21 protein-coding genes are annotated in these 18,049 nt (G+C 61.4%); 15 read left to right on the plus strand and 6 right to left on the minus strand.

Annotated features, from left to right (window positions below; genetic code table 11):
- Positions 1-10 precede the first annotated feature (10 nt).
- Entirely contained in the window at positions 11-457 is a 447-nt protein-coding gene (locus LB568_RS18480) for a hypothetical protein (protein ID WP_224730911.1), read from the plus strand.
- A gap of 23 nt (positions 458-480) precedes the next feature.
- Entirely contained in the window at positions 481-798 is a 318-nt protein-coding gene (locus LB568_RS18485) for a hypothetical protein (RefSeq protein WP_224730912.1), read from the plus strand.
- On the opposite strand, the gene LB568_RS18490 is transcribed toward LB568_RS18485, so the two are convergent.
- Positions 788-1,192: a TM2 domain-containing protein gene (locus tag LB568_RS18490; RefSeq protein ID WP_224730913.1), complete on the minus strand. Its 405-nt coding sequence runs from the start codon at positions 1,190-1,192 to the stop codon at positions 788-790. The genes LB568_RS18485 and LB568_RS18490 overlap by 11 nt on opposite strands.
- A gap of 56 nt (positions 1,193-1,248) precedes the next feature.
- Here LB568_RS18490 and LB568_RS18495 point away from each other — a divergent pair, with 56 nt between their 5' ends.
- From LB568_RS18495 to LB568_RS18550, 12 genes are all read left to right on the plus strand, one after another.
- A complete protein-coding gene (locus LB568_RS18495; protein WP_224730914.1) occupies positions 1,249-4,098 on the plus strand; it encodes a hypothetical protein in 2,850 nt (949 codons plus the stop codon).
- Complete coding sequence (locus tag LB568_RS18500) at positions 4,088-4,699, plus strand: DUF2460 domain-containing protein (RefSeq protein ID WP_224730915.1); 612 nt, start codon at positions 4,088-4,090, stop codon at positions 4,697-4,699. The genes LB568_RS18495 and LB568_RS18500 overlap by 11 nt, the downstream gene beginning before the upstream one ends.
- On the plus strand, positions 4,696-5,541 hold the full coding sequence (locus LB568_RS18505; RefSeq protein WP_224730916.1) for a DUF2163 domain-containing protein: 846 nt from the start codon (positions 4,696-4,698) through the stop codon (positions 5,539-5,541). Before LB568_RS18500 ends, LB568_RS18505 begins: the two co-directional genes overlap by 4 nt.
- Complete coding sequence (locus LB568_RS18510) at positions 5,541-9,011, plus strand: phage tail protein (RefSeq protein WP_224730917.1); 3,471 nt, start codon at positions 5,541-5,543, stop codon at positions 9,009-9,011. Before LB568_RS18505 ends, LB568_RS18510 begins: the two co-directional genes overlap by 1 nt.
- Before the next feature lie 4 nt (positions 9,012-9,015).
- Positions 9,016-9,525 carry a hypothetical protein gene (locus tag LB568_RS18515; protein ID WP_224730918.1) on the plus strand — a complete coding sequence of 170 codons (510 nt, stop codon included), beginning with the start codon at positions 9,016-9,018 and terminating at the stop codon, positions 9,523-9,525.
- Positions 9,522-10,202 carry a hypothetical protein gene (locus LB568_RS18520; protein ID WP_224730919.1) on the plus strand — a complete coding sequence of 227 codons (681 nt, stop codon included), beginning with the start codon at positions 9,522-9,524 and terminating at the stop codon, positions 10,200-10,202. The genes LB568_RS18515 and LB568_RS18520 overlap by 4 nt, the downstream gene beginning before the upstream one ends.
- Positions 10,203-10,339: 137 nt before the next feature.
- Positions 10,340-10,831, plus strand: coding sequence for a carboxypeptidase (locus tag LB568_RS18525; RefSeq protein WP_224730920.1), 492 nt, complete (start codon positions 10,340-10,342; stop codon positions 10,829-10,831).
- A gap of 1 nt (position 10,832) precedes the next feature.
- A complete protein-coding gene (locus tag LB568_RS18530) occupies positions 10,833-11,189 on the plus strand; it encodes a hypothetical protein (protein WP_224730921.1) in 357 nt (118 codons plus the stop codon).
- 97 nt (positions 11,190-11,286) lie between these two features.
- A complete protein-coding gene (locus LB568_RS18535) occupies positions 11,287-11,643 on the plus strand; it encodes a hypothetical protein (protein WP_224730922.1) in 357 nt (118 codons plus the stop codon).
- The gene (locus LB568_RS18540) at positions 11,640-12,056 is read left to right on the plus strand and encodes a hypothetical protein (protein ID WP_224730923.1); all 417 of its coding nucleotides are present in this window, start codon (positions 11,640-11,642) and stop codon (positions 12,054-12,056) included. The genes LB568_RS18535 and LB568_RS18540 overlap by 4 nt, the downstream gene beginning before the upstream one ends.
- A 180-nt stretch (positions 12,057-12,236) precedes the next feature.
- Positions 12,237-12,533 carry a hypothetical protein gene (locus LB568_RS18545; protein ID WP_224730924.1) on the plus strand — a complete coding sequence of 99 codons (297 nt, stop codon included), beginning with the start codon at positions 12,237-12,239 and terminating at the stop codon, positions 12,531-12,533.
- Between the two features lie 23 nt (positions 12,534-12,556).
- Positions 12,557-12,865 carry a hypothetical protein gene (locus LB568_RS18550; protein ID WP_224730925.1) on the plus strand — a complete coding sequence of 103 codons (309 nt, stop codon included), beginning with the start codon at positions 12,557-12,559 and terminating at the stop codon, positions 12,863-12,865.
- A 582-nt stretch (positions 12,866-13,447) separates the two neighbouring features.
- Here LB568_RS18550 and LB568_RS18555 read toward each other — a convergent pair.
- From LB568_RS18555 to LB568_RS18575, 5 genes are read right to left on the minus strand one after another with little or no spacing between them, the layout of a single operon-like run.
- A complete protein-coding gene (locus LB568_RS18555) occupies positions 13,448-13,627 on the minus strand; it encodes a hypothetical protein (RefSeq protein ID WP_224730926.1) in 180 nt (59 codons plus the stop codon).
- 3 nt (positions 13,628-13,630) lie between these two features.
- Complete coding sequence (locus tag LB568_RS18560; protein WP_224730927.1) at positions 13,631-13,855, minus strand: hypothetical protein; 225 nt, start codon at positions 13,853-13,855, stop codon at positions 13,631-13,633.
- 30 nt (positions 13,856-13,885) lie between these two features.
- The gene (locus LB568_RS18565; protein ID WP_224730928.1) at positions 13,886-14,119 is read right to left on the minus strand and encodes a hypothetical protein; all 234 of its coding nucleotides are present in this window, start codon (positions 14,117-14,119) and stop codon (positions 13,886-13,888) included.
- Positions 14,120-14,407: a hypothetical protein gene (locus LB568_RS18570; protein ID WP_224730929.1), complete on the minus strand. Its 288-nt coding sequence runs from the start codon at positions 14,405-14,407 to the stop codon at positions 14,120-14,122. It abuts the gene before it with no gap.
- Positions 14,404-14,622 carry a hypothetical protein gene (locus LB568_RS18575; RefSeq protein WP_224730930.1) on the minus strand — a complete coding sequence of 73 codons (219 nt, stop codon included), beginning with the start codon at positions 14,620-14,622 and terminating at the stop codon, positions 14,404-14,406. The genes LB568_RS18570 and LB568_RS18575 overlap by 4 nt, the downstream gene beginning before the upstream one ends.
- Before the next feature lie 975 nt (positions 14,623-15,597).
- On the opposite strand from LB568_RS18575, the gene LB568_RS18580 reads away from it, so the two are divergent.
- On the plus strand, positions 15,598-18,036 hold the full coding sequence (locus LB568_RS18580; protein WP_224730931.1) for a GcvT family protein: 2,439 nt from the start codon (positions 15,598-15,600) through the stop codon (positions 18,034-18,036).
- The last annotated feature ends 13 nt before the right edge of the window (positions 18,037-18,049 follow it).

Consider the following 18,049-nt stretch of genomic DNA (forward strand, 5'->3'; position numbering starts at 1 on the left):
GAAAACAGACATGAAAGACGAAGCCATCGATCTCGGCGGGATCATCCCACAGGACGAGACCATCAAGGAAATCCTCAAGCCCGGCGGCACCGAAGGCACCGGCTGGATGATCACGCTCGCCGGCCCGGCGCATCCCAAGGCCGTTGCCTGGACGAATGAAATCTCCAAGCGGAACCTTCGCAGGCAGCAGCGCATCGAAGCCGCCCAAGTGAATGGGCGTAAGTTCGTTGCAGAAGACCGTGAGGTCGACGACGTGCGCCGCGAGAACGTCGAGTGGGCCGTGAGCCGCATTGTCGGCTGGTCGCCGGCGGTCAAGATCGGCGCCGAGACCTATCCGTTCTCTGACGCCGTGGCGATCGAACTGCTCTCCCGCCCCTCCATGGGATGGGCCTTTGCCCAGATCGTCGAATGGATCGGTGATGAGCGGTCTTTTACGAAGGCCTCCGCGAAAGCCTGATTGCCTTCGCGGAGCGCGAGTTCGTGCTCTGCACTGTCGAGGATGGCGTTACGTTGCGGGAGACCTTGCAAGGCCTTCTCGCCCGCGCCAGGGAGCCGAAGCGCAAGGCCGAACTCGCGGCCGAGCTCGACGTGCCACCACTTCCCGCCTGCCTGACCTATCTCTGGTCGACCTTCCTCAGAATATCCAACCGCCGGTCTGCGGATGCCCCGCTTCTGTGGTCGGAGATCGACGCTTTCCTGCGAGTCACCGGTCGCCGGTTCGACCCGTGGGAAATCGAGATGATGGAAGCGCTCGACCGGGCGTACCTGATGGCAGGGAAGGGCGAGACTACTTCTTGATCCGCTGCGCGATGAACCGCTGTTTGTCGGCTTGCGACCACTTGCTGGTGTCGACTGGCATCGCGGCCGCCTCCGACAACATGGCGTCCATCCCGAAATTGCGCCTCACGCCGTCCTTGTGGGCTTGAATCATGCCGGGGATCAGGAAGGCATCGACAAGAGTCCAGATCGCGGCTGCGACAAGGAAAGCGCTGCCTATGCCGATGGGCGAGGTGGCCACACCGACAATCGTCAAACCAAGCATCGCAAGCCCGGTGCCTTTCTTGCCCAGATAAAGCCGATGGGCTCCCACAAGGCCCAGAAAGAACCACAGCGCGTAGGCGACGCCGATCGACTTGGCTTCATTCGCCACCCGCTGCTCGATCAGTATTTGTTCCTGAATTGACTGCCCCATTTGTTTCCTCCCGCCCAAAAACGGGACGCTAAACCAACATTCCCGCCGGAGCAATCATGGCTGATGAAGTCGTCGTAACCGAGCTCACAATTGACGCGAGGGGTGCCGAGGCAGGTTCGGCCGCCTATGTGCGCGCCATGAAGGCAGCACAATCAGCCGTCGACAAGGTCATCGAGCAGGAAAACGCCGCGACCTTGGCGATGGAAAAGCAGACCATCGTGATGACGAAGACGGCAGGATCTATCTCGGCTACCTCCCGAGCATGGGAGCGGCTGAAGGCTTCCGTCGACCCCGCCTATCGTGCCACCAAAGACATGGAAGCGGCGATGTTGGCTGCCGATGCTGCAGCTCGGAAGCTTGGCGTTGATGGGGCCGAAATTGCCCGCGTCATGGACCTTGTGCGGTCCAAGCAGGCTGGCGCAGTAGGGTCAATGGCGGCAGGCGCCACGGCCAGCAAGCTTGCCGGCTACGAGCTGCGAAACCTCAAATTCCAGCTTATCGATATCGCTCAGTCGATCCCCCTTGCTTTCCAATCGCCACTCTACTTCCTGCAGAACCTCGGCTTCCAGTTCGCGCAGATCGGCCAAATCTTCATGGGACGCGGCGGGTTCGGCGCGGCGATCAGTGAACTTGGCTCCATGTTCGGTGGCCTGTTCTCCCGCTTCGCCAAGTTCGGCGCCGTCCTCGCGGGCGTGGCACTGGGTTTCAACCAGATCAGGGACGCTGCCAGCGATGCGGAAAAGCGTCAGATCGGCTTCGGTGAGACCTTTGTCGCTACCTACCAGGTCATCCGCGATGGTCTCACAAACGCCTTCGGCCCGTTCGTCACGACTGCGATCAATCCGATCCTCTACGCCTTCCAAAAGCTTGGCTCGGCAGCGGTCGACATCGCCGAATTGGTGATCAATTCGTTCCATGCGGCGTTCACCGATATCAAGACGCTCTGGAACACCTTCCCCGACATCATGGGCGCGGCGTTCGTCGGCGCAGCAAACATCGCTATCGAAGCGCTAAACGGCTTGGTGAAGAAATCATCGGATGCCGTCGACAGCATCATTGCTGCATTCAACCGGCTGACCGGGCAAGACGTGCCGCTGCTCAATGCGAAGGACCAGACGGTCGCACCTCTCGACAACCAATACCTGGAGAACCTGAAGAAGGCCGTTGTCGACCGCAACGCCGCAATCGAGAAGATCATGAAGGAGACGCCTATCCGTGATTTCGGACAGGCGGTTGTCGACCAGATCCAGACCAACCACGCGCTGGAGGATATCGACACCATCGCCAACGTTGATTTTGGCAAGTCCATCGGCGGTGCGAATTCCTTCACTAGCGCTCTTGGCGGCGTCGGTCAGGCCGCAAACGGCGTGAAGGTTGAGTTCGGCGGCATACAGCAGGAGGCGGTGAACGTCACCCGCGCCTTTGAAGACGCTAAGCGTTCTCAACTCGCCGGTCTCGAAGACGTCCGGACCAAGCTCCAAGGCACGCAGAGCGACCTGAAGAAGGTCCAGGCCTATCTGCAGGCCGTTGACCAAACCCCGGTCTCTGATGTGTTCGGGAAGATGTTCGATGGCGCTGGCGGGCAGGGTGCAATCGCCAACGCCGTCAATACGATCGACAAGGTCTTCACGGCTTTCGATGAGGGCAGGCAGACCGTCGGCGGCGTCGACCAAGCCATCGAAATGGTGCGGGCTTCGCTGATTGCGATGGGCGGCGACGCCCAAACCGTCGACGCCTTCATCAACAAGATAGTCCACAGTCAAATGGCCGTCCGCCAGTTGGAATCGAACGTCGACAGCCTCGGCCAGAGCATCCGGAATATCCCGAACCGAACGGTGACGGTGACGGTGGTCACGCGCCAGGTCGGCTCCGGCACGCAATCCGTCTATGACGTCCCGAACGGCAGCGGCGGCACCAGCGGCGTCGGTGTCACCCGCTACGGCGGCGCCAGCACCATGACGCAGTCCGCCTATGACGTCCCGCGCACCGCTTACGGCAGCCAGGGCGGATATGGCGGTGGCGGCACCTCCACGGTCGGTGTCACCCGGTTTTCCAGCGACCGGCAGATATCCTCGACGCCGATCTTCAACACGTCGACGGGCTCCTATGGCTACGTCCAGCCGAACACCTACCAGGATCCGCACGACTACCAGGCAGCGCTCGCCAAGTCGCTCTATGGCTTCGCGACGGGCGGCGTCATCCATCCTGGTGACAGCCAACAGGTCTCCTTCTTCAAGTCGCCGCAGGAGACCGTCGGCATCTTCACGCCCCAACAGATGAGCGCTCTTGCCGATCCGCAATCGGCGGTCACAGTACCGACCGCCGACCAGGACAAGCTCGTCGCCGCCATCACCGACACCGCGACCAACACCAAGAAGACCGCGCAAATCCTCGACGACATCAAGACGACAGGATCAGCCTCGATCGGCGGCGGGTCGTATAGCGGCTCCTCCTCGTCGTCGGGTTCGGCGGCGGACAACTCCCAATCAGCAGCCTATGCGAAGGCGCTGCAGACCGCTCGCTCCAACTTCCGAGCCGCCGGGATCGTCGGTGCCGGAAGCATCGGTTATGGCGGTCAAGGTCTGGCCGCCACCCCGGAACAGATCGCGCATCGCGCCGTGTACGGCTTCGCCTCTGGCGGCATGATCGGCGGCGATTCTCGCGACACTCAAGAAGTCAAATTCTTCAAGCGGCCAAGGGAAAAGGTGATTATCGCAGACGACGATCAGATCAGTGATCAGCGCGGTAGCCGCTCATCATCATCCGGCGGTGACCGGCCGATCGAGATCAACATGCCGATCTATATGCAAGCCGGCGCCCAGGTGAACAAGGACAGCACAGCCGAGCTCCGCCGTCAGGTCGCCAACGCTGTCCGTGACGGATTGAGGTCGATCAATGGTCGATAACGCTATCCTCTCGGAAAGCGTCGCCTCCGGCTTCAAGGGCGGGCCGCGCTTTTCAACCGACAAGGTGACGTCGGTCAACATGCAGGAGAGGCGTCTTCAAAACCTGTCGATCGCCCGCCACTATTTCGCTTGGTCGCAGCGCAATCGGGATGCCTCGTTGATCGCGACGCTCCGCGCCTTCTGGTATGATCGCCGCGGCGACTTCAAGGCATGGCTGCTAAAGGACTGGACTGACTTCCAACTGGTCGCCGAACAGATCGGCATCGGCGACGGAAGCGATGCCACCTTCCAGATCACCAAGACCTATACCGCCGGCTTCAACGCCTATGTGCGCATCATCCGCCACATCAAGTCAGGCACGCTGGTGGTCAAGGTGGCTGGCGTCACCAAGACCCTGACGACGCATTACACCGTAAGCGCGACCGGGCTGATCACTTTTACCGGCGGCAACATCCCGACCATGGGGCAAGTGATCACCGTCGACGGGGAATTCTATGTCCCCGTGCGGTTCGATGGCGATTCCTTCGCTCCGTCGATCCCCGGCGGTCTCGCCGACATTCTCGACATCGATGACCTTCAGGCGATCGAGGTGATCCCGTGAGGGATGACTGGTCGCCGACGCTGGTCTCCATGCTGCAAGGCGAGGAGGTCACGCGCTGCTTCATGATCGAATTAGTAAGCGCCATCAAGGGTACCGTCAGGATGACGGATTGGGATGCCGATCGCACGGTTTCCGCCAACGTCTTCCTGAAGTCCCCCGGCTTCAACGTCACGAAATGGACCGTGGCCAGCGGCGGCAGGCCGGCCGGCATCGACCTGACGCTGCCATTCGATGGCGAAGGCCCGTTGCTGGCGGACGACATCAAGCGCGGTGCCTGGCGAGGGGCGGCGATCACCTGTTGGCTGGCAAATTCGCAGAACCCGTCCGATCGCGAAATCATCGTCGCCGGCTTTGTCGGCAAGACACAGTTCACGGATCGACTTGTCGGCAACATCGAGGTCGTCACCAAGGGTGATGCGCTGGCCGATATCTTCCTGCTCACCGTGCAGCCGAAGTGCTCTTTCCAGTTTGGAGGCACGCAATGCGGCGTCGATCTCGCTCCCCTGACGCTCACCGCAACGGTTGCCACCGTGACCGACAATGGCAGGTTCACCATCACCGTGACCAACCCCGACAACCTTGTTTTCACGCATGGCAAGGTGGCGTTCACCTCTGGCGCCAATGCCGGCTATGAGGATTGGGCGCGCAGTTGGACGCCGGGGACATCATTGGTCGATCTGGTCAATGGCGCTCCGTTCGATATTGAGGTCGGCGACGGACTCACCATCAGCGATGGTTGCGATCTCTCCCGCTCGGGTGCGCGCGGGTGCAAGTTCCACAACAACGTCAACCGCTTCCCCGGCCAGGACTATACTCCGGCCGAAGTGCAGGGTGTCGGCTGATGGTCTGGTTTGTGCCATCCGGCAACAGGCCTGGCGCGCCGTCGTTTTCGTTTGGCCCCAGCGCAGAAACGACGAAGCCGCCGGACCCGGTTACGGCGGCCGCGCCGTTTTCCTTTTCGTCAGTCCTCGGTCGCCAGATCCCGATCGTAATCGGAACCTATCCGGTCGACGGGGTTCCTGTCATTGGCGGTGCGTCCACCGTCACCAGCATATCGGGCTACACCCAGGTGAAGTTGACCACGCTGCAGGGCTTGGGCGACGTAGGCGGCGTGGCGTGGCTGAACAATGATCCGTTCTCCCGCGTCGCGCTGGTGCCCATCCAGGGCGCAAGCCAAGTCGCGGCCATGGGCTATCTGCTGGCCTACGACCCTTTTGGCGACGGCTACAAGCTGGTCCAACTCAAGGTGAATGACGAAGTGGTCTTCGATGCCGAAAAGGGCATCGGTGCATCGACCACCTTCCGCTTCTACGGCGGCAATCATACCGCCGTAGATCCCATAACCGCGAAGGCGATCGGAGCCAATGCCGGGGCATGGCAGAACTTCGCCATGGTCTACCTCGACGGTTTCGCGGCAACCAGCCCTCCGTCCGTCAAGGCGGTGATCTCGAACAACGCGACGACGACAGCCGGCAGCGGTGAGATCGTCTGGTCTGGCGAGGCACCAAGCGGTGTCACCGACGCCTTTCCGCACGGCTCGGCCTATGATCCGGCAGAGGGCGTCATCTATCAGATCCTCGAGCCGACCGACATTCCAGGGCTTTCAGGAGTCTGGCTTTCCGTGCTCGACGTCGATTCTCGGCTGGAGCTTTATCGTGTCCCCTTGGAGGGATCGGAAACCTACACGTCGGATGCCGTCGATTACCAGTTGAGCGTTCCGATTGCGATGAACGGCAGCGGGCTTGTCTTCGTCCATTTCGTAACCTTGACCATGCCGAACCACATGACGGCGGTCTATGAGGCGGTAACTGGCCACCTGATCGCCTCCTACGTCGACACCGTCAACATGGTCTGGCTCACCGGCCAGCAGATCGGTCAGAAATGGGTCTTCTTCGGCGAAAGCCTGGTTGATGATCCGAACTGCATGGCCGCGGTGTTCGACCCCGCAGCCGGTTCGCTCGACGTCGCCAACATCCTGCCCGACGGGCCACGAACCTATGTTGCGGTAAAAGGCCGCGTGACGTCCGGTTTCACTTCGTTCTTTTCGGCGACCGCCACCCTGGCCGGGACAGCAGATGTCTATGAGTTGCGGTTCGATGGTGACTCCTGGTCCGCCATCCCACTGGCGACCTTGACCGGTCTCACCAGCCTGTCCGTCAACGTCCTGTGGTTCGACCCGGCGACGGGCTATCTCGTCATCAACTATCTTCTCGCCGGGCCAACGAACCGCTTCAAATACATCGACCCCGACACCGCAACGGTGGTCGATACCTTCGATGCAAACGCGGCGAAGGTTTACACCAACGTCGCCGCGCTGGTGCCATTCTTCCATGACCGGATGATCAGCAAGCCTGGGTTCGTGGCGATGTTCCAAACCACCGGTTCGAATGAGGTCGCGCTGCTCGATATCGGCAGCAAGTCGATCTCGACCTTCGCCACCGGACTTTCCGCACCGGACTTTACCAGACTGGCCGAGGTTATCGTCGACCAGGGAAACGCCCGTTACATGACCGCGACCGGTGCCTATATCTGGACCGTCCATCGCCAGCCGAACACGCTGCCGGGCTCGATCACGCTTGAGGCCATGCTCACCAAGGTGATGTCGCTCGGGGGGTATGGCCCATCGGAACTGGTCTTCGAAGGCTTTGATGGGCTTTCGGCTTATGGCGTCGGCATCGTCAGCGACACCAATGTGCGCACCGTCGTGCAGTCGATCGCCGACATCTACGGGTTTTCGTTCGCCGATACCGGCAACGGCTACTATTTCAAGAAACCAGGCCGCGATGCCAGCTTCTCCCTGGATGATGCGATCACTACGGCCGATCTGGTGTTCGGCGATTCCGAAGGGGTCAAGAGCGAGGATGACGCCGATATCCGCTCGGTCGCGCGGGTCGAGCTTGAATACATCTCGAAAGATCAGGGTTACACCACGCGGCCGGCATCATTCGCCATGCCTGCGATCACCAATTCAATCAGGACGGAGCGCTATCCAAGCGCTTTGGTGTTGACCGACCTTGATGGCCAGACCTTCGTCATCCAGAAGTTCTTCGAACTGCAGGCCAAGCGCCGCAACCATGCTTTTTCGGTGTCTGGAAAGCCGGTCTACCTTCCTGGAGATATCGTCTCGGTTCCCTCTGGTGCGGTCACCTATACCGTCCAGATCGACAGCGTGGCGATGGATCGCAGCATCAAGGCCGATATCGTCGCCTTGGACTTCCAGACCAGGGTTTCGACCACGGTCACGCCGGTTTCGACCATAGGGCAGGAGATCGTACCGGTCAGCCTGGCGACGCAGTACATCCATCTCGACGTGCCGCTGTTCCGCTATGCCGATGACCTCGGCGGGCTCGGCTTGCGGCAGTATGGCGTCGTGGCCGGTCGTGGGCAGGCGAATTGGGCTGGCGGTGTCCTGTACCGCGGAGACACCGCCTCGCAATTGTCGGCGCTGCTGACGCAGGCGCCACACAAGGGCGTCATTGGCATCTGCACGACGACGTTCAACGCTCCCGTCGATCCGTTCGCGCTGGATGATGCTTCTGAAGTGACATTCCGGCTCACGGTGGGTGACGCAACACTGCTGGTCGACAAGACAGAGGACCAAGTGCTGGCCGGCGACAACTTCGCCTATATCGGCAAGCAAGGCCGGTGGGAGGCCGTTGGCTACAAGACCGTGACCGACAATGGAGACGGCACCTTTACGCTGTCCGGATTCACGGTTCGCGGCTATCGCGGGTCTGAGGTTTTCGCCGACCAGCACCAGGTCGGCGATCTATTTGTTATGATCAAGCCGGAGTGGCTGACGTCGGTCGAGCATCCCTTGGCGGATCTCGACAAGACGAAATTCTACAAGGCTGTCGGCACTGGCCAAGACCCGTCGACCGGTGTCGTCAGGGGAAACCTCATTATTGGCGCCGCCGAGACGCCATACGCCTGCGTCAATCTCGATGCGGTCGTGGCGTCACCCGATGGCATTGACCTTTCATGGGACTATCGCTCGCGCCTTGCCACAGGGATCAACCCGGCTAACTTCGGCGAGGCCTATCTTCGGTTCGAGGTCGATATCGTTGATCCCGACGGCGTGACGGTGCTGAACACGTTCGGACAGTCGCCCTCTTTCATCACCACGAACTCGATGCACTACGCCACCGCGGATGTCATTGCTGATCTCGGCAGCGACCCGCCAACCGATTTCTTCATGGACGTCTACATGATGAGCGCGGTCGTCGGGCGCGGCTACCGGGCGCGCTTCCACTTCTATCCATCCGGCATCGGTGAGCCGATCGGGCTTCTCCTCGCACTGACAAAGGCTTGAAACCATGGCAGATGACATCACGGTAACTCCCGGCAGCGGCGTGACAATCGCGACCGACGATATCGGTGGCGGTCGCCAGGTTCAGCGCGTCAAAACCGGGTGGGGCCCGGATGGCACCCTAAACGATGTCGATACCGCCTCCGGCAAGCCGCTGCCGGTGCAGTTGCGCGGCAGCGACGGCACCGATCGCTCCAGCTCGCTGAAGACGCTGACAGACATCGGTGCCGGCGAATATGAGACCGTCGCGGCATCCCAGACCGCACAAGTGCTCGGCGCAACAGGTGCGGCTGGTGACTTCATCAGCCATATCCTGGTGATCCCGACGACGGTGGATGCCGGCAATGTCATTCTGCTCGACGGCGCCACTTCCATCACTGTGTTCGCGGGCGGCACCGCGAGCCTTTCCAACCTTGTCCCGTTCGTCATTCCGCTCGGGTTGATCAGCGTCTCCGGGGCTTGGAAGGTCACAACAGGCGCCGGTTTGAGCGCCATCGGCGCGGGTAATTTTACGTGAGTTTCCATCTCAGACGCGGCTTGTGGTCGTCGGTTGCAGCGCTCTCACCGCCATCCGGCTATGTGCCGCCGACCGGTTTCGACTGGAGCCTGGATTTCCTCGGCGAAGTCTACACCAACAATGGCTCTTCGGTCGCCATTGCGGACATCATCGACAAGCCGGCTCGGGTCGGCGCCAGCGGTCTGGAAATCCTCGACAACGATGTCGATGGCGTCGTGGACTCAATCGGTGATCTGCTGACTGATTTCCAGTCGATGGACTGGACCGTCGTCATCGAATGGCAGGAACTGACGACCGACTTCTCCACCTATCTGCTTTACCTGTTTGAGATGCCTGGAGGTTCCGACCATTCTCTCGTCATCGAGCGCGGCAACGCCTTCACCGGGCTGCGTGTCGATGCCCACGAGAGCAGCAACATCGTCCGAAACGTCGCGATCAATACCTCGCATGGTGTAGGCGTCCACAAGGTCGCGGTGACGCGCACCAGTGCGTTTCTCAGCATCTCCTGCGATGGCAGCGCGGTGGTGACGGTAACAGCGACGCCGACGATGAACGCGATGGCGACCGCCTCATTTGGCGGCGATCCGACCGACCAGTCCTACAATGGCACCTTCATCCGCACCGTGACGCTGACCGCGCCCGTTGCCGACGCCGCGCTGCCGGGGCTCTCGACCTAAATAGGGGCGGCCCGGCGCGGGTTCTAGGGTCTACGCCGGGCCTAGGGTCTATCATCGGGTGGGATGGGGTGGACCCTTCCTCGACCGTATGCCGCAAAATCTGAACAAGCAACTCCGCGATCACGGAAGGAAATGCCATGGACCTGTCCCTGGGCTGCACCCGCATGCTTATCGATGAAAGCAAGGCACAGGGCCTGCTGCGCAACCAGTGCGCCTATGTGCTGGCAACCGCATTCTGGGAGACGGCGCACACCATGCAGCCTGTAGTCGAGGCCTACTGGCTCTCGGAGGACTGGCGCCGGCGCAACCTCCGCTATTACCCGTGGTATGGCCGCGGCTTTGTTCAGTTGACATGGGAGAAGAACTATCAGCGCGCCGAAGCCGAGACTGGCCAGCCCGTCCACCAGAACCCGGCATTGGCGCTCGATCCGAATGTCGCCGCCAAGATCGCGGTCACCGGTATGCGGGAAGGCTGGTTCACCGGCCGCGACCTCAATGACTTCATCGATCTGCAACATTCCGATTTCGTCGATGCGCGCCGCATCATCAACGGCACCGATCGCGCGCAGGAGATCGCCGTCATCGCGCAGCACTATGACGAGGCCCTGAAAGCCGAGTGGGTCGGCTGACATGAACCCGCGCAGCGCCGCGCGTAATGCGTTCCGCTCGTCGTGGACGATGCGGCGGCGCATCATCATCATCGTGCTCGTCTGGTGCGGCGCCATGGTCACGTATCTCGCCATCCTTGGCCGGCCGATTCAGCTTTCCGAGACCGCGGTGAACGGGCTGCTGCTGCTCATGGCCTCGGTCATCGGCTCCTATGTCTTCGGTGCAGTCTGGGACGACAAGGGCGGCCTGACCAACATTGGCGGCAACATGGGCGGCATGGGCGGCGGCATGTCGACCGAAATCTATCAGGCCCGCACGGTCGTTCCGCCAGAGATGCCGACCGGCCCGGCGATGCCGGAGCCACCAGGAGAAAAATGATGGAAGGCCGGATCGAACTCGCCTTGGCCGTCTGGCGGGCCATAGCGCCCTATGTGGTGATGCTCGCCATGGCGCTGGCGCTGTATGCGGTGTGGGCATGAGCGAGGTCCACTCTGACGAGTTGCACGAGATGTGCCGTCAGCACTTCAACGAACCGATGATTTCGTTCGACAAGATCGTCAGATGCATAGGCTACGGCGAGACAGGCGTTGACTGCTATGTGATCACCAAAGGCCATGGCGGCGAGATCGTCTGGAATACATGTGTCGGCGGCTATTTCTTTCTCGACCGCCTCAAGGGCCAGGGTTACGTCAAAGCCGTCAACGGAGAAGATTGGGACGATCTTACAAGGCTCGATTCCAATCTCACCTGCGGCGGCGCGACGAAGGAATCCGAATTTCGCCTCGTTCTCCAACACGACGACATGGAAGACGGGAAGTGGAAGCCGGCATGATAGCGCTCATAGCGAGGCTCCTAGGCGTCAACACGCTTGCCGCGGGCCTGATCACCTACGGAGCGGCCGCGCTGCTTCTAGGCGGCTCCCTGTGGGGCTACGGGGCATACAAGCATCACGAAGGCTACAGCGCCGGCCAACTCGCCGAACGCCTCGTCTGGCAGGAGCAGCAGCGCAGGGCGCAAATCAAGGCGGAAGCCAAGGCCAAGGCGCAACAGGTCGAGATCGACGCCGCGGCTTTGGAATACGCCAAGCAGCAGCATGCCGACGAACAGCATATCGCCTCGCTCGAGGAAGACATCCGGCTACAGAAGGACGAAGACCTTGGCCCATCCGATCCCAAGACTGGCCCTGCTTGCCATGCTGGCATCCCTGCAAGGGTGTCTATCGGCATCGACGGGGTTGGCCGTTGACCCGCCGGCAAAACATGTCGACGCGAGCGTGTTGCAGGAATGCCAGGCTGTTGTCGACGTGCCACACAGGCTCCTCTCCTATGACGAGGCAGGCCGGCTATGGGCCAGGGACCGTGCTTCGCTGGGGGATTGCCGCCGCGGCAAGCATGCGGCGATCAATACCATCAGGGCGTTGGTGAAATGAAGCGCGCCTGGGCCGTCCTCATCGCCTGCATCGCGCTCACGCTGGCAGCGATCACCTACCTGACCATCCGGCCGGCGCATGCCGATCCGCTGCCGTGCGGCCCGGTGCCGGTGCTGCTGAAAAGCCTGGCCGACCTCTACCATGAATTTGCGGTCATGAGCGGCGACGCGACCGGACGGCAGGTGATCATCCTGAAATCCGACACCGGGACGTTCAGTGTCTTGCTCGGCAACGGCAAGGTCGCCTGCCTCGTCTTGTCGGGCGAGAAGGCGCAATTCGATAATGGAACTTGAGCAGTGCATTGGGGCTTTGGGGCATGACCGATGAGATACCGAACCGACTGCGCGACCTTGACGCGAACACCATCCTCTGGCTCGACCGCCTTGACCATGACCAGCGGGAGGCCCTGATCTGGGCAGGCAAGCTCGACCGCCACCAGCGCGACCGGCTCGACAAGTTCCTGGATCTCGACAAGGACCATTTCGAGGCGGGGTTCGCAGTGGTCAAGCTCTGGACCCGTATCCGCTGGCTTGGCTCTACGAGCATGTGGATCATTTTGACGGTTGCGGGGTTGTTATTGGCACTGACACAAATCCTTGATCATGTGAAAGGATCAAAGCTGTGAAGATGCCACGCTCCAAAAAGTTCGACGTGCTGTCCGGCTTGGTGTTCACGCTGGCCGGCATGATCGGCGTTCTGCTCTATCTCGAGGTCGCCTCGGCGCTCGCGCTGAACTGATCTCCGCTTTTGCCCCTAGACTGGCCGGCGCGTTCCTTCGGGGATGCGCCGGCCCTTTTCGCGTTTCAGCCCCGCGCTATATCCGCTCAAATGAGCACGCCGATAACCACCTACGTTGTCGATGCCTATGACAGCAAAGAGAAGGTCTGGAAAACAGTTCTATCTACAAAGGATAGAGCAGAAGCATACTCTATGAAGGAAGCTATGGAGCAGGACGGGGTGCGGGCGAGGCTAGAAGCGTTTGCGCCGAAGAAGCGCTAAGTGGCCGGCTTCCAATGTGTGGCCCAAAATTCATTGTGTCTGTCAGCATCTACCCATCCATCAGTGTACCCGCCTGTGTCGTAAAAACCGTCCAGTTCGAGTATTTCCTTAGATCTGGGCCAAGTTCCTCGCAATCGAACGATCGTCCCATCGGTCTGTGCCGTCTCGATTGGCTCCCAATCCATGCAAAACCCTACCATAATCCCCCTCACCAAAACAGCTTAATCCCCCAATACAGAGCAATCAGCACGGCACCGATTGCGGCGAGATAGAGGAGTGAGCGGAGAGTCATGGGGTTTCGGTCCTTGAATGTGATCAGCCTATTGGTGTCTCGTTCGGCGTCAAGTTCGTGAAACCCCATAAAGCCCTGCCGCTTGCCGTCGTTCATCCTTCATCTCCTATCCTGTTGGGTGCGCTCCATCTGCCGATCGAGATCATAAAGCGCCTCAGCCTCATTGAGATAGACAGCCGCCTGATCATCGACGCATGCCGGCCAGACGACCCAGCAGACCTTGGCCGTATCCACCAGGCGCACGGGAGCCCCATCCGGCATCTGAAGCCCGATCCCGATAATCGCGCCAAGCGTGGTCTTTTCAATCGCGGGCTGCATTTCCATCTCCTATCCTGTGGTGCGAACATGCGGGGGTTAGGAACGGCGTCCCGGCGCAACATAAACAGTATCGGCGAGCGGCCCACCAAGGGTTTCAGCCGCCCAATTCTGAGCAGCCCGCTGGCTCGGCAGCACATTGAAGGTGATAACCTCAGCGATTCCTGTCGGCTTCGGATTGCGCTCCGTAAAGGCCACAATCACCGCCATGCATGTGCCGTCGTCCTGGTCGCGAAAGAACACTAGCGGGTCAGTCAGCGTAATAGCGTCCATTCATCCCTCTCCTGGTGTGGCAAGGGCTGCGTCGATGCCGGCACGCCATACATCGCCCCAGCGCACCCAGCCTTCCGGGTCTTTCGCGAAGGCGGTCAGCATCGCTTCCGACATGCTTGGAAGAGGCTCCCGCATTTCCCCTATCGCAGCGCGGGCGCCGTGCTCAAACTGCTGCCATGCCATGATGGTCCTGTTAGGCAATGCTGGCACCAGCTTGTCTGGGTCACGCAAAGACGCCACGCAAAGCGCGCGTGCAACTTTCTCGACCATTTCCGGGATCTCGCTCATGTCTCGCTCCTCTCAGTACGGGCGCGTGGCCTGCGTTTTTCCCCAAATGGGCGCTTGAGGTCTCTGGAGCTAAACCAAATCGCGGTATCGGTCCCGTCCTCATGGTAGAAGATGAGGAACCAGCGATTGCCGCCAAGATGCTCCAGATGCGCGCCCTTGGTCGAGACAACCTCATCGAGCGTTCCGTCATCGTTGAAGTCCACGCGGTCGCTCATTGCATTTCTCCTTGGGTTAGAACGTCAGGACGGCCGGCCGGCTTGTGACATATTCTGGGTGTAAATCGATTTCACACCCATGATTTGTCACATCGGCTGACCGCGCAATACTGATGAGCAGATCGCGGAACGGCTCCGGTGTGCCTATGCGAGGGGCGCTGTCCTTGCCTCCACCACGCGCGCCGACCTCGCCAAGGCGCTTGGCGCGCTTGAGCCCCATGCGCGCTATGACAGCAGGGTCAAGGCGTGGCTCTCCGATGCCCCAGTCCAGTTCCGGCAGTTCGCAGCGATAGGCCAGAAGCCATGTCGGCTTGCGTGCGTAGTGGCCATAGCGCCCCTGCTCGACACAACATGTCCATCCGCCTTCGAAATCCGCAGCGACCCAGCCGCCTTCTCGTGGTGGCTTGTTCAGATTGAAATGGTCCTAGGCATGGCTATCGCATGGATGCTCAAGGATACCTCCAAAGGTCCGGGCCGCCCATAGCGCATGGGCGAAGCACCCGCCGTCATCGCCCTTTATCTTCCTGATACCGGTCTGCTTGATGAACAGCGGTTGGCCAGCCCAGAATTTACCCCACCGCTGACATGGAGAATGGCAGACAACCGGCCATGGCCCGGCGTACTGGCGCGCGTCACGCGCTTCATCCCAAGGATCGACGCCAGGTAGATTGAAATATGAACCGCCAGTTTCGACATAGAGCGCCGCGAGCGGTGGGGGGAGCACAAGGGGTTGTTCAACGGAATCAACGGTCGAGGTGAGGGGCATTTTGGCCGGAAGTCCTTTGCCAGCCTCATAATGCGACAATTCTCGACCGCACCATTCTCTCTCCGATCCGCCTTGCCTCGGCGCCAGTGCGCGCCGGCACGCAATGGTGCACCAATCGCCATTCGCCACGCCAGCGTCGCAAATGGCGTGACCGACGAGTTCGCGCTTGCCTATAGTGCCCGTGACAACTCCATCCAGGGGCATCGCTTATGTTGGGCAATTTCCGGGCCGTGGTCGTCGGTGGCGGCTGTGTCGGCGCAGGCATTCTTTACGGCCTGGCGAAGCGCGGCTGGAGCGATGTCGCGCTGCTCGAGCGAACGCAGCTCACCGCCGGTTCGACATGGCATGCGGCGGGGCTGATACCCTCCTATGCGCGCAGCCTCAATGTCGGCCGCATGATCGCCAAGTCCATCGAGATCTATGAAGGCCTCGAAGCCGAAACCGGCCAGAAGGTCGGCTGGCACAAATGCGGCCAACTGCGCATCGCCAACACGCGCGACCGGCTCGACGAATACCGCAGCTACATGGATGTCGCCGAGGTCCAGGCGATCCGGGCGCGGATCGTATCGCCGGCAGAGGCGCACGAGATCTGGCCGCTGCTGAACAACAACGACATGCTGGGCGCGCTCTATCATCCCGATGACGGTCATATCGCGCCCGCCGACGTGACCCAGGCAATGGCCAAGGGCGCGCGCGACCTTGGCGCGAAGATCCATCTCGGCACCGAGGTGACGGGTTTCGAGCGGTTGCCAGGCGGCGAGTGGAAGGTCAGAACCTCGCGTGGCGACATGATCTGCGAACACGTCATCCTCGCCACCGGCAATTATGCACGCCAGACCGGCGCCATGCTTGGCCTCGACATTCCGGCCATCCCGATCGTGCATCAGTACTGGATCACCGAGGCGGTGCCCGAAGTGGTGGAGCGCAAGCGGCTTGGCCTGCCGGAAATGCCGATCCTGCGGGACGAGGGCTACGAGGGTTATCTGCGCGAAGAGGGAGACGGGCTGATGTTCGGCCCCTACGAGCGCACCGAACAGCTCAAGCTGTTCGCCGAGAACGGCGTGCCGGAATGGTTCGGCGCCGACCTGCTCGATGAGGATTTCGACGCCGTTTCCTGGAACTGGGAACGGGCGAGCGAACTGGTGCCCGCGCTCGGGCGCGCCGGCATCAAGCGGAATGTGCGCGGACCTTTCCAGATGACGGCCGATGAACTGCCGCTGATGGGGCCGGCCTGGGGGCTTCAAAATGTCTGGCTCGCCGAAGGCGTGCCTGGCGGCATCCTGTGGGGCGGAGCGATCGGCCACTATCTTTCCGAGCGGATTGTCGAAGGCGGCAACAGCATCGACACGGCGGAACTGGATCCGCGACGCTTTGGCGACCATGCCAACAAGAACTGGACCCGGGAGAAGGTGCGGGAAGCCTGGGGCACCCATGCGGCACAGCATTATCCCGGCCAGGACATGCCGGCGGCACGGCCGCAGAAAACGGCTCCGTCCTACGAGCGGCTGAGCCAGCTCGGCGCGGTGTGGGATGTGCTGAACGGCTGGGAAATGCCAAGTTGGTTCGCGCCTTCGGGCGTCGAGGCCCGCAACTCGTACAGTTGGCGCTGGACCGCCAAGGGTACCTATGTCGGCGAGGAGGTCCAGGCCGTCCGGCAAGCCGTTGGCCTGGTCGAAATGACGCCTATGACCAAGTTCGAGGTTAGCGGCCCGGGCGCCGAGCGCTGGCTCGACGGGATCCTCGCCAACCGCTTGCCGAAGCTCGGTGGTATCGCGCTCGCCCATCACATCACGCCGGCCGGCGGCGTGCAGGCCGAGTATGTCGTGGCGCGGCTGGAGAGCGACCTGTTCTACCTCGTCTCGACGCCCCGCGCCGAGCGCTGGAACCACGACGACCTCAGCCGGCTGCTGCCGAAGGACGGCAGCGTGCACCTGCGCAATGTCACCAACGATCGCGGCAGCTTCACCGTGGTCGGACCCAAGGCGCGCGAAGTGCTGCAACCGCTGACCGAGATCGATCTGTCGAACGAGGCTTTCCCCTGGTTCAGCGTGCGGTCGGCGACCGTTGGCCTGGCCAGCGACGTGCGGCTGATGCGCGTCAACTATTCGGGCGAGCTTGGCTGGGAGCTTTATCATCCGCTCTGCTACCAGCGGCACTTGCTGGATGCGCTGCTGGCGTCGGGACAGGCGCATGGGCTGAGGCTGGTCGGGCTGCAGGCGCTGGAATCGCTGCGTCTCGACAAGTCCTACCGCGCCATGTACCGCGACATGAACCTCGAACTGTCGGCCTGGGAAAGCGGCCTCGACCGCTTCGTGAGGCTCGACAAGGGCGACTTCATCGGCCGTGCCGCCCTGGCCGCGAAGCAAAAGCAGGGCACGACGCGCCGGATCGTCACGCTGTCCATCGATACGGATGGGGCAAGCGCCTTTGCCTATGAGGGCGTCTATCGCGACGGCAAGCTTGTCGGCCGCGTCACCTCGGCGGGTTACTCCTATACGTTTGGCCACGACATAGCCCTGGCGCTGCTGCCGGCGGAGCTTGGCACGCCAGGCACCGCGCTGGAGGTTTCAATCCTCGGCGAGCGGCGCCCGGCAAAAGTGATCGCGGACTCTCCCTATGACCCGGAAGGCGCGCGCGGACGCATGTAGGGGAATCCCCGGC

Origin of the sequence: Mesorhizobium sp. B263B2A, from assembly GCF_020165775.1 — a bacterium.
Taxonomy (GTDB): Bacteria; Pseudomonadota; Alphaproteobacteria; order Rhizobiales; family Rhizobiaceae; genus Mesorhizobium; species Mesorhizobium opportunistum.

What these genes read in the sequence shown, in the direction of transcription:
- LB568_RS18480 (WP_224730911.1), top strand. Translation starts at nt 11, where the DNA reads ATGAAAGACGAAGCCATCGATCTCGGCGGGATCATCCCACAGGACGAG.
- LB568_RS18490 (WP_224730913.1), bottom strand. Translation starts at nt 1,192, where the DNA reads ATGGGGCAGTCAATTCAGGAACAAATACTGATCGAGCAGCGGGTGGCG.
- LB568_RS18495 (WP_224730914.1), top strand. Translation starts at nt 1,249, where the DNA reads ATGGCTGATGAAGTCGTCGTAACCGAGCTCACAATTGACGCGAGGGGT.
- LB568_RS18500 (WP_224730915.1), top strand. Translation starts at nt 4,088, where the DNA reads ATGGTCGATAACGCTATCCTCTCGGAAAGCGTCGCCTCCGGCTTCAAG.
- LB568_RS18510 (WP_224730917.1), top strand. Translation starts at nt 5,541, where the DNA reads ATGGTCTGGTTTGTGCCATCCGGCAACAGGCCTGGCGCGCCGTCGTTT.
- LB568_RS18515 (WP_224730918.1), top strand. Translation starts at nt 9,016, where the DNA reads ATGGCAGATGACATCACGGTAACTCCCGGCAGCGGCGTGACAATCGCG.
- LB568_RS18525 (WP_224730920.1), top strand. Translation starts at nt 10,340, where the DNA reads ATGGACCTGTCCCTGGGCTGCACCCGCATGCTTATCGATGAAAGCAAG.
- LB568_RS18530 (WP_224730921.1), top strand. Translation starts at nt 10,833, where the DNA reads ATGAACCCGCGCAGCGCCGCGCGTAATGCGTTCCGCTCGTCGTGGACG.
- LB568_RS18535 (WP_224730922.1), top strand. Translation starts at nt 11,287, where the DNA reads ATGAGCGAGGTCCACTCTGACGAGTTGCACGAGATGTGCCGTCAGCAC.
- LB568_RS18540 (WP_224730923.1), top strand. Translation starts at nt 11,640, where the DNA reads ATGATAGCGCTCATAGCGAGGCTCCTAGGCGTCAACACGCTTGCCGCG.
- LB568_RS18545 (WP_224730924.1), top strand. Translation starts at nt 12,237, where the DNA reads ATGAAGCGCGCCTGGGCCGTCCTCATCGCCTGCATCGCGCTCACGCTG.
- LB568_RS18550 (WP_224730925.1), top strand. Translation starts at nt 12,557, where the DNA reads ATGACCGATGAGATACCGAACCGACTGCGCGACCTTGACGCGAACACC.
- LB568_RS18555 (WP_224730926.1), bottom strand. Translation starts at nt 13,627, where the DNA reads ATGAACGACGGCAAGCGGCAGGGCTTTATGGGGTTTCACGAACTTGAC.
- LB568_RS18560 (WP_224730927.1), bottom strand. Translation starts at nt 13,855, where the DNA reads ATGGAAATGCAGCCCGCGATTGAAAAGACCACGCTTGGCGCGATTATC.
- LB568_RS18565 (WP_224730928.1), bottom strand. Translation starts at nt 14,119, where the DNA reads ATGGACGCTATTACGCTGACTGACCCGCTAGTGTTCTTTCGCGACCAG.
- LB568_RS18570 (WP_224730929.1), bottom strand. Translation starts at nt 14,407, where the DNA reads ATGAGCGAGATCCCGGAAATGGTCGAGAAAGTTGCACGCGCGCTTTGC.
- LB568_RS18575 (WP_224730930.1), bottom strand. Translation starts at nt 14,622, where the DNA reads ATGAGCGACCGCGTGGACTTCAACGATGACGGAACGCTCGATGAGGTT.
- LB568_RS18580 (WP_224730931.1), top strand. Translation starts at nt 15,598, where the DNA reads ATGTTGGGCAATTTCCGGGCCGTGGTCGTCGGTGGCGGCTGTGTCGGC.